Here is a 9,969-nt window from a genome sequence, read left to right on the forward strand (position 1 = left end):
CGCACCAATCCTTAGTTAGTCATTACTGCTTCAGGTAAGCAAAGTAATCTTCCAAAAAATCATTAAAAGAAAGCGTGTCACTCTGCTCTGCTTGCTTTTGTTTTTCCACGGACGACGCTACTTCCGTTTCCATCGTATCTTGTGAGTAGTACTGATAACCGTGAGCTAGGTTTTCATCACGGTACTTCATACCAAGAGTACAACCAACTTTACCTAGCCCACCCAGCTCTTTCGTTAGCTCTAATAGTTGACCAGAGATCGTTAGTTCTGGGTTATCAATCCATGTCTCGAGTTGATTACACACATCTTGGTATGCACTGCCACCAGCGGTCATATCCATTTGCTGTGCTATTTGACGTAACTCGACGAAAACTCGGTGTGCCCAATCTTGTAGAGATAGACGCTCACCTTGGCAACCAATTTGCAGCATTAGACCTTTTTCACGGCCTGAAACAATGACTTTATTCCAGTTATCGCGCCAACACTCTAATTCACAGTTATCCATAGGGTCTGAGTCTGACAAGGCCGCCCAGGTAAGGAAGAGATCCAAGAATCGTACTTGCTCTTCATTTAAGCCCACTGCGCTGAATGGGTTAACATCTAGAGAACGAACTTCAATGTATTCGACACCACCGCGTCGTAACGCATCTGAAGGCTTCTCACCACTTTTCGATACACGTTTTGGACGAATCGGAGCGTACAGTTCATTCTCAATTTGTAAGATATTGGAATTAAGCTGGCGGTATTCACCATCCACTTTTACCCCAATTTTCGCAAACTCTTCTGATGGGTGGCGAATCGCATCACTCAAACCATCGAGGTATTGGTCAATGCTGTTAAAACCAATTTTCAGCACACTTTGAGCACTATTGGTATAGCCAAGATCGCTCAAACGCAAAGACGTCGACTTCGGCAAATATAATGTCCCGCCAATCTTCTCGAATGGCAGATCGGTTTCACGACCTTGAATAAAAGAGCCACATAACGCTGGTGATGCACCAAAGAAGTAGGGAATCATCCAGCCAAAGCGGTAGTAATTACGGATCAACGCAAAGTACGCATCAGACTTAGCATCTTGGCGGGCTTGTTCATCTTGCTCGCCATAGAGCGCATCCCAAAATGTTTCAGGAAACGAGAAGTTAAAATGGACACCTGAAATAATTTGCATCAGGCTGCCATAGCGACGCTTTAGGCCTTCTCGGTACAGCGTTTTCATTTTCGCTGCATTCGAAGAGCCATACTGGGCTAACTGAATATCATCCTCTGAGCCTACGTAGCAAGGCATTGATAGTGGCCACATTTTCTCTTCACCCATTTTGGTTTGAGTGAAATGATGGATATCTTTCAGCTGTGCCATCAGTTCTGGAATTTCATGTGACACAGGCGTAATGAACTCTAACAATGATTCCGAAAAATCCGTTGTGATCCATTGATTTGTGAACGCAGAGCCTAACCCTTCAGGATGAGGAGTTGTAGCTAGATGTCCATCCTGACGATAGCGCAAAGTTTCTCGCTCAACACCGCGTCCAAACTGCTTAAATACTTCGGGGTTTGATGCAACTTTTTTTAGTCGCGCAGCAAAATCAGTCAAAATGAGGTTCGCTTATATTGGGAGCAGGACACTTGTCACATAACACAAGTGTAAGCTAAGTTATTGATAGTTAATGCATCTAGATAAATAACCCACGAAAAGTTGCTTATCTAGATGAATAGCGGAGAAACGTTTCTCCGCTATTAAATGTGTACTCTATCGAATGATTTCAAGCTCTTCTACGTCTTTCCCCAACTTTTCTAATTGAGGACGCAACGATTTAGCATCACCAACGACGATAATTTGATAGTCATTTGGATCAAACCATTTCTGAGCCAGCGCATTCAACGTCTGCTTATCGACTTTTTCTACGATAGCGTTTCTTTGCTGCAAGTAATCATGATCGAGGTTGTACTTAAGAATATCACTGATGAGCTCCGCTTTTTGTGTTGGCGTTTCATATTTCAGTGCATCTTTTTGACCGACCGCTTGACGCATAAATTTCATCTCTTCATCAGTAATACCTGACTGCGAGTATTCATTTAGCTCATTTTCCATCTCAATGATCGAAGCAACCGTTGCATCCGCTCGTACTTGCGCGGTGAAAACCACCGAGCCTGTTTCTGGATTACCAGAGAAGTAGCCGTAAGCACCGTATGTGTAACCCTTGTCTTCACGTAGATTTTGGTTAATGCGGCTATTGAAGTTCCCAGCTAAGTTGAAGTTTGCCAGTTGGCTTAGGTAAAAATCGCCCGTTGCGTCGTAAGGCATACCTTGACGAACCATCATGACCACACTTTGCGGCGCTCCTGGTTTATCAACAAGATGGATCTTTTGCCCACCTAATGCAGCAATGCTTTGCGGTGCATACAATGGCGCAGCTTCATCTTGCCAGTTTTTCCAGAACGTCAGTTGCTGCTCAATTTCCTGTTTATTGATGTCACCAACAACGACGATTTGCGCACTTTGTGGCGTGTAATGCTTCGAGTAGAATTCACGGACATCATCCAACGTTAATGCACTGACACCTGCTTGCGTGCCGTCTTTTGGTCGAGCAAAAACCGAATCCCCATAGAGCACCTGACGACTCGCTTGTGACGCCATCCAACTTGGATTTTGGTGCTCATATACCAGGCCTTCTAGCGCTTGCATTTTTACACGCTCGAAATCATCTTGATTAAATGCAGGAGACAGCAACATCTCTTCGACAATTTTTAACGTCGGCTCTAAGTTCTTTTCTAGAGCAGAAACACTGATGTTTGTTGTATAACCTGTGGCATTAACAGAGATAACACTACCCAGTTTATCAAGCTCAGCTTGAATCTCTTCGACACTGCGTTTCGTTGTACCTTCTTGCAACATCGCAGCGGTCAATTGGGCAAGACCTTCTTTACCCTTTTCAACAAAACGTGTCCCTGCAGGCAGACTAAATTGCATCATCACCGTCGGCGTTTCATCGCTAACTGCACCAAGCAGCTCTGAGCCATTCTTGAAATGTAACTCGTACAGCTCTGGCATCGTCGCTTTCACTGGTTCTCCTACTGGCGGTTGCACTGAGCGATCGAAGTCATCGGTCGCACGACGATACGCCAATTGGTCATCGGAAATTTTTTCATATTCTGGCAGCGTACGCTTTGGCGTCACAAAGGTCGCAGGTTTTACGACAAGGTCTGTTTTTCCTTTTGGGACCACGCTTAGGGTCACTTTGTTCTTACCTTGGATAAAGTCCGTATACGCTTTTTCTACCGAAGTCGGCGTAACTGCACGGATTTGCTCAAGCTGTTGCTCAAGACGATCAGGATCGCCGAAAAATGTCTCGTTGGAAGCCAACTGAGTCACTTTACCTTTAACGCTTTCTAGCGCAAAAATAGCATCCGCTTCCGCTTTACCCTTCAACTGCTCAAGGCGATCCTCTGTCACGCCTTTTTCCGCAAACTGATTTAGTGATTGTAAAAGCTCGTCGTACAGTTTTGATAGGTCGCCTTTGTCTCCAGAATCACCCATTGCGTAAACGTAAAAGTTACACGCCAGTTCAGCACAGTCATGGAATGAACCAGCATCGACCGCTTTTTGAGTCTTCACTAGGTCTTGATAGAGCACGCTGTTGGTACCGCCACCCAATACTTCCGATAATGTATCGAGAGACGCTTGGCTTTCTTCGCCGTTGTAGGTTGTTGGCCACGCGATCATCACCATAGGTTGTTGAATACGATCTTCTAGCGTGATGTATTTGTCTTCTTGCAGTTTTGCAGGTTGTTTCGGCGCATTTTCAACCTCAGGACCACGAGGAATCGAACCGAAGTACTTATTTACCCACTCTAGAGTTTGTTCAACGTCTAAATCACCACCGATCGTGATAGTCGCATTGTTTGGGCCATACCAACGCAAGAAAAACGCTTTGAGGTCGTTCACATCAACACGATCAAGATCTTCAACATAACCAATGGTTTGCCACGAATACGGATGACCTTCAGGATATAGCGCTTCGGACATGCGCTCCCAAATTAAGCCATAAGGACGATTATCGTAACGCTGAGCTCGCTCATTTTTTACAGTAGAACGCTGAATTTCAAATTTGCGTTGAGAAACCGCATCCAACAAAAAGCCCATACGGTCAGACTCTAACCACAGCATTTTCTCGAGCTGGTTAGCAGGGACAGTTTCAAAGTAGTTAGTACGATCGCGGTTTGTTGTACCATTTAACGTGCCGCCAGCCTCTGTGATGATTCTGAAGTGCTCTTGGTCACCAACGTTCTCTGAACCTTGGAACATCATGTGCTCAAAGAAATGCGCAAAACCAGACTTACCCACTTCTTCACGAGCTGAACCAACATGGTAAGTCACATCCACATGGACCAATGGGTCAGAATCTTCAGGAGCTAAGATCACCGTTAAACCATTATCGAGTTTATACTTTTGGTATGGAATCTTAACTTTGCCTTCTTCAGCTTTCGATGACTCAACGAAAGTTACCCCTTTCGGCAGTGATGAAACTGGCGTATTTGATGCACAGCCCGTGATCACCAACAGTGAACACGCGCCAACCCAAAACATCTTCATGTACTTTCCTTAAAATAATCCGAGATAGATGGCCGCAAGTAAGCTATACCTAGCAGCCTTTCCTAAAAATGTTAAAATCACGCAAGGCAGAAACTTCATTCTTAGCCACCCTGCGGCTAAACACAGCGGGTCTCCTATTACAGGTAACCAGCTAAAAAACAACCCCCAATAGCCATACTTAGAGAGCCACTTTAATGCGGTATGACCGTGCTTTTCCTCTTGTGCTTTGTTGGGAATCCACAAGCCAAGCCAATAATTTGTTAAGCCACCAAGCGTATTACCGATAGTAGCGACCATAACAATTGAAGAAACGGAGTATTGATTTAATGAGAGAGTGGCAACTAAGCCCGCCTCAGAACCACCAGGCAACAACGTGGCACTGAGAAAACCGGTCATGAAAAGCACCCATAATGCTGAATCTGAAAACCAAAGCGCTAAACTTTCAAAACTCGTGTTAAATGCTTCTAGCATGTCATATCAAGCAACACCTTGCCTCTGGTTCTTCCTGATTCGACCTGCTGGTGAGCACCAATGACATCACTCATAGGATAAACCTGTTGAATTTCAGTCTTCAGTAAGCCAACGCCCACCATGTACAACAAGGTATCTAACTGCGCAGGGTCTGGTTCAACCAACATGCCACTAGCCTCAAAGCCTAGGAGTTTGGCCTTTTCACAAATCAGCTCAGCAGTTATGGTTGGAACGGTGATGACTCTCGCATTGTCTTTCAGGCATTTAAGCGCATCTAACGCAGCATCTCCGCCTACTAAATCAATCAAAACATCAACATCTTCAACACGTTCTGACACTGGTGCAAATTGATAGTTCACTGCATGAGCACCGAGCGTCGCAAGGTAATCTAAATTTCGTTCACTGCAGGTTGTAAAGACTTCCGCTTTCGTCGCGATCGCAATTTGTACCGCGAGGTGTCCAACACCACCGGCACCAGCGAGGATAAGTACGCGATCGTTTTCATTCACATTAGCCTTACTGAGAGCTTGTGCCGCAGTTTGTCCCGCCAACGGTAATGCAGCAGCTGCCTCCAAAGTGACAGAGCTAGGAACATGACTTAACTCAGTTTCTGGAACACATATGTATTGACTGTAACCACCGCCTCGAACTGGGAAACCAATAAATCCAGCCACCTCATCACCTTCATTAAAACGTGATACCCCCTCTCCACAAGACATCACTTTTCCTGAGATGTCGTAACCTGGCACCCAAGGTAAATTATCCTTATTCTGCGCTGCCGCCCAACCGAGCCCAGCTCGAGTTTTGACATCAATAGGATTTACGCCTGAAAAAGCGACTTTTACTAAGACTTCACCAGGCTGTGGTGATGGTGTAGAAGCATGTTGAATCGCGAGTACGTTGGCATCACCAAACTCAGTGATAACGATCTGTTTGTGTTCCATAAACCATTCCCTGCAAGAAAACAAAAAGGGATGCGAAAGCATCCCTTTGACTATAAACCATTTTGTTAACCTAAGTTAATCGTGATTTTGTAAATTGGTTGATCATTCCATTTTCAATAATGTCTAACCAACAAGTGCTAACAATATACCAGCCGCAACGGCTGAACCCAGCACACCAGCAACGTTTGGTCCCATCGCATGCATTAACAAAAAGTTTTGCGGGTTAGCTTGTAAACCAACTTTGTTTACGACTCGCGCGGCCATTGGTACCGCAGAAACGCCAGCCGCACCAATAAGTGGGTTGATGTCTTCTTTCGAGAACTTGTTAAGCAGTTTCGCCATCAGAACGCCCGCACCAGTACCGATACTAAATGCAACTGCACCTAACCCCAAGATACCTAACGTTTCTAGGTTCAAGAACTGCTCAGCTTGCAGCTTAGAACCAACACCAAGACCTAAAAAGATAGTCACTATGTTGATCAATTCATTTTGAGCAGTTTTCGATAAACGATCGACCACACCAGCTTCACGCATCAAGTTACCCAAACAGAACATACCAACCAATGGCGTAGCTGAAGGTAAGAACAGAATCGTCATCAGTAATACGGCAAGCGGGAAGATGACTTTCTCCCATTTACCAACATGACGAAGCTGAGCCATCTTAATTTGACGTTCTTCCTTGGTTGTCAGTGCTTTCATGATTGGTGGCTGGATGATCGGCACCAATGCCATATAGCTGTATGCCGCGACTGCAATCGCACCTAGCAGATCTGGAGAGAGCTTACTCGCTAAGAAAATCGCTGTCGGCCCATCAGCACCACCGATGATCGCGATAGACGAAGCATCTGCCATGGAGAACTCCATGCCAGGTACATAGTTGAGCAAAATAGCGCCAAACAGTGTTGCAAAAATACCAAACTGCGCAGCCGCACCTAACCACAACGTTTTTGGGTTTGCGATCAAAGCACCAAAGTCGGTCATCGCGCCCACACCCATGAAGATCAATAGCGGGAACACACCCGATTCAATCCCAATGTAGTAAACGTAGTAGAGCAAGCCACCAGGCTCAGTAAAGCCAGCATTTGGAATATTCGCCAAAATAGCACCGAAACCAATCGGCAATAACAGTAAAGGTTCAAATCCTTTTTTAATTGCCAAAAACAGCAAAGTACAACCAACCAGCATCATACAGATTTGGCCGAACTCGAAGTTAGCGATCCCTGTTTCTGCCCAAAGGGTTAACAATCCGTCCATGATACTCCCTTACGCCAGGCTCAACAGAGGCGCACCTACTGTGACAGCATCGCCTTCTTTAACGTTCAGCTCTTGAACCACACCACCACGCGCCGCTCGTACTTCAGTTTCCATTTTCATCGCTTCAAGGATGAGCAATACATCGCCTTCAGCTACCTCAGCACCAGGCTGAACATTCACTTTGAAGATGTTACCTGCAAGAGGAGCAGGTACCGCTTCTGCTGAAGCATTAGAAGGTGCGCTAGGTGTAGCCGATTTTGCCGGTGCATTAGAAGGAGCAACAGATGTCAGTTCACCTTGAGGGCCAACTTCCACCTCATACACCTGCCCGTCAACACGTACACTATAAGTTTCTACACCACCAGTTGCCGGTTGAGCTACAGGTACAGCAGGCTTCGCAGCTTCTAGCGTTGGTGCAGGCTCAAATGCTTCTGGGTTTTCACGATTCTTAAGGAACTTAAGCCCAACTTGAGGGAAAAGTGCATAAGTGAGTACGTCATCAACACGCTCACTTGCTAGCTTAATGCCTTCTGATTTCGCTTTCTCCATCAGATCAACCGTAAGCGTCTCCATTTCAGGCTCAAGTAAATCGGCAGGACGACAGGTAATTGGCTCTTTACCATCAAGCACTTTCGCTTGCAGTTCTGCATTTAACTCGGCTGGCGCTTGACCGTACTCACCTTTCAATAGACCTGCGGTTTCCTTGGTAATACTCTTATAGCGCTCGCCAGTAAGAACGTTAATCACCGCTTGCGTACCGACGATCTGTGAAGTTGGAGTCACCAATGGAATGAAACCAAGATCTTCACGTACACGAGGGATCTCTTCTAATACTTCATCAATGCGATCCGCAGCGCCCTGCTCTTTCAACTGGCCTTCCATATTGGTCAGCATACCACCAGGCACTTGAGCAATCAGGATGCGTGAATCGACTCCTTTTAACTGGCCTTCCCACTTCGCATACTTCTTACGTACCTCACGGAAATATGCGGCGATAGGTTCCAGTTGCTCGAGTTTCAAATTGGTATCTCGCTCGGTGCCTTCTAGCATAGCGACTACCGTTTCAGTCGGTGTATGACCGTAAGTACAACTCATTGAAGAAATCGCAGTATCGAGAATATCAATACCGGCTTCTACTGCTTTTACCGCTGTTGCTGTAGACAGTCCCGTTGTTGCATGACAATGAAGTGCCAATGGCACATCACAAGACGCTTTGATACGCGTGATAAGCTCTTCCGCTTCATAAGGCTTAAGTAAGCCAGACATATCTTTAATACACAGCGAGTGACAACCTAAATCCTCTAGGCGTTTTGCCAAGTCAACCCAAGTGTCTGCGTTATGCACTGGGCTCGTAGTGTAAGACAACGTACCTTGAGCATGCGCACCAACATCAACCGTTGCTTTAACGGCTTTCTGGAAGTTTCGCACGTCATTCATTGCATCAAAAATACGGAATACATCCATGCCGTTAGCATGCGCGCGTTCAACAAACTTCTCTACTACGTCGTCGGCATAATGGCGGTATCCTAAAAGGTTTTGACCACGCAGTAGCATTTGCATTGGTGTATTAGGCATCGCTTTTTTTAGTTCACGTAAACGCTCCCAAGGGTCTTCCCCTAAGAATCGAATACAAGAATCAAATGTTGCACCACCCCAAGTCTCTAGAGACCAGTAACCAACCTTATCCAACTCAGCTGCGATAGGCAGCATATCCTCAATACGCATACGCGTAGCAAATAGTGATTGATGGGCATCACGAAGGACCACATCAGTAATAGCTAGTGGTTTAGACATGCTCTTAAACTCCTTTTTAATCCTAGTTCGGCTACTTCGCGAATGAGGCGCGATGTTTATGAATCGCAGCCGAGATCGCCGCCACTACTTGTGGACTAACAGCTGAAGAGGTTGATTGAATATTAGTGTTTGTTTTTGGTGCTGCGATCGGCTCTGGTACTTCTTCTGGTACCAATTTCGACATTAACCGAACGAGATAAACAAGAATAGTGAGGAAAATAAATACGACCGCCATCCCCGTTAGCATCAGGGTGGCCGCATCTACTAGCAGGCTTCCTATATTAGTCATGTTGCTTCCTTTCTTTGTCATCCTGACAACGTGCAGGACTTTAATAGTGTCAAATCCCGACCCATGGATTATCTCGATTGGTTAAATTTTGTCAATTTTGTTTAAGGAAGGTTTGTAGTAATCCTGATAAATGATTATTTATTCACTACCCAGATCACAGTTCATGACAAAATAATCACTTCAAATCGCTATCACCTTACGAACAGAGTAAAGGAGGACATAAATAAAAACTGCGATTTAGATTTCAAAATCAAATCGGTACTCACGCAGTAAAAACCAACAAAAACAAAAAGATGAATAAAATTAACAATTAATAAACAAATAAAAAACAAAGTAACCACATGAGAGTAATTGAAATGAAAAATGGAAGTCAGTGTATAGGAGGGATAATCAGGATGATTTCACACGATGCGACAGAAGCTTGATAGCAAATTGCTTAGATACGCACATATTCGCTTTTAAAAAAGAGGAACATAGGCTCTAGTGATCCTACGCTATGTTTCAGATGTCTAGATACAAAAAAGCCTCGCAATTGCGAGGCTGTTTCAGTAAGTGGCGCGTCCTGGAGGATTCGAACCTCCGACCGCCTGGTTCGTAGCCAGGTACTCTATCCAGCTGAGCTAAGG

7 protein-coding genes are annotated in these 9,969 nt (G+C 45.1%); all 7 read right to left on the bottom strand.

Translation table 11 applies throughout. The features are described from left to right. Positions 1-22: 22 nt before the first annotated feature. Positions 23-1,591, bottom strand: a complete 1,569-nt coding sequence (gene gshA, locus R7Q46_RS08115) for a glutamate--cysteine ligase (RefSeq protein ID WP_318077434.1) — start codon at positions 1,589-1,591, stop codon at positions 23-25. A gap of 156 nt (positions 1,592-1,747) precedes the next feature. Then, a complete protein-coding gene (locus tag R7Q46_RS08120; protein WP_318077435.1) occupies positions 1,748-4,591 on the bottom strand; it encodes a pitrilysin family protein in 2,844 nt (947 codons plus the stop codon). 9 nt (positions 4,592-4,600) lie between these two features. Then, a complete protein-coding gene (locus R7Q46_RS08125) occupies positions 4,601-5,062 on the bottom strand; it encodes a YqaA family protein (RefSeq protein ID WP_318077436.1) in 462 nt (153 codons plus the stop codon). Next, the gene (locus tag R7Q46_RS08130; RefSeq protein WP_137282360.1) at positions 5,056-6,006 is read right to left on the bottom strand and encodes an NADP-dependent oxidoreductase; all 951 of its coding nucleotides are present in this window, start codon (positions 6,004-6,006) and stop codon (positions 5,056-5,058) included. Before R7Q46_RS08130 ends, R7Q46_RS08125 begins: the two co-directional genes overlap by 7 nt. 123 nt (positions 6,007-6,129) lie before the next feature. Then, a complete protein-coding gene (locus R7Q46_RS08135; protein WP_005379935.1) occupies positions 6,130-7,260 on the bottom strand; it encodes a sodium ion-translocating decarboxylase subunit beta in 1,131 nt (376 codons plus the stop codon). Positions 7,261-7,269: 9 nt separating this feature from the next. Then, positions 7,270-9,054 (bottom strand): sodium-extruding oxaloacetate decarboxylase subunit alpha, encoded by a 1,785-nt coding sequence (gene oadA / locus R7Q46_RS08140; RefSeq protein ID WP_053349862.1) that lies wholly within the window; start codon positions 9,052-9,054, stop codon positions 7,270-7,272. Positions 9,055-9,085: 31 nt separating this feature from the next. Beyond that, positions 9,086-9,343 carry an oxaloacetate decarboxylase subunit gamma gene (locus R7Q46_RS08145; protein WP_005379932.1) on the bottom strand — a complete coding sequence of 86 codons (258 nt, stop codon included), beginning with the start codon at positions 9,341-9,343 and terminating at the stop codon, positions 9,086-9,088. Positions 9,344-9,969 lie beyond the last annotated feature (626 nt).

This window comes from Vibrio sp. 811 (genome assembly GCF_033339195.1).

Excerpts from the sequence above, each read along its gene's own strand:
- R7Q46_RS08130 (WP_137282360.1), bottom strand. The coding sequence starts at position 6,006 with ATGGAACACAAACAGATCGTTATCACTGAGTTTGGTGATGCCAACGTA.
- R7Q46_RS08120 (WP_318077435.1), bottom strand. The coding sequence starts at position 4,591 with ATGAAGATGTTTTGGGTTGGCGCGTGTTCACTGTTGGTGATCACGGGC.
- R7Q46_RS08125 (WP_318077436.1), bottom strand. The coding sequence starts at position 5,062 with ATGCTAGAAGCATTTAACACGAGTTTTGAAAGTTTAGCGCTTTGGTTT.
- R7Q46_RS08145 (WP_005379932.1), bottom strand. The coding sequence starts at position 9,343 with ATGACTAATATAGGAAGCCTGCTAGTAGATGCGGCCACCCTGATGCTA.
- R7Q46_RS08135 (WP_005379935.1), bottom strand. The coding sequence starts at position 7,260 with ATGGACGGATTGTTAACCCTTTGGGCAGAAACAGGGATCGCTAACTTC.
- oadA (WP_053349862.1), bottom strand. The coding sequence starts at position 9,054 with ATGTCTAAACCACTAGCTATTACTGATGTGGTCCTTCGTGATGCCCAT.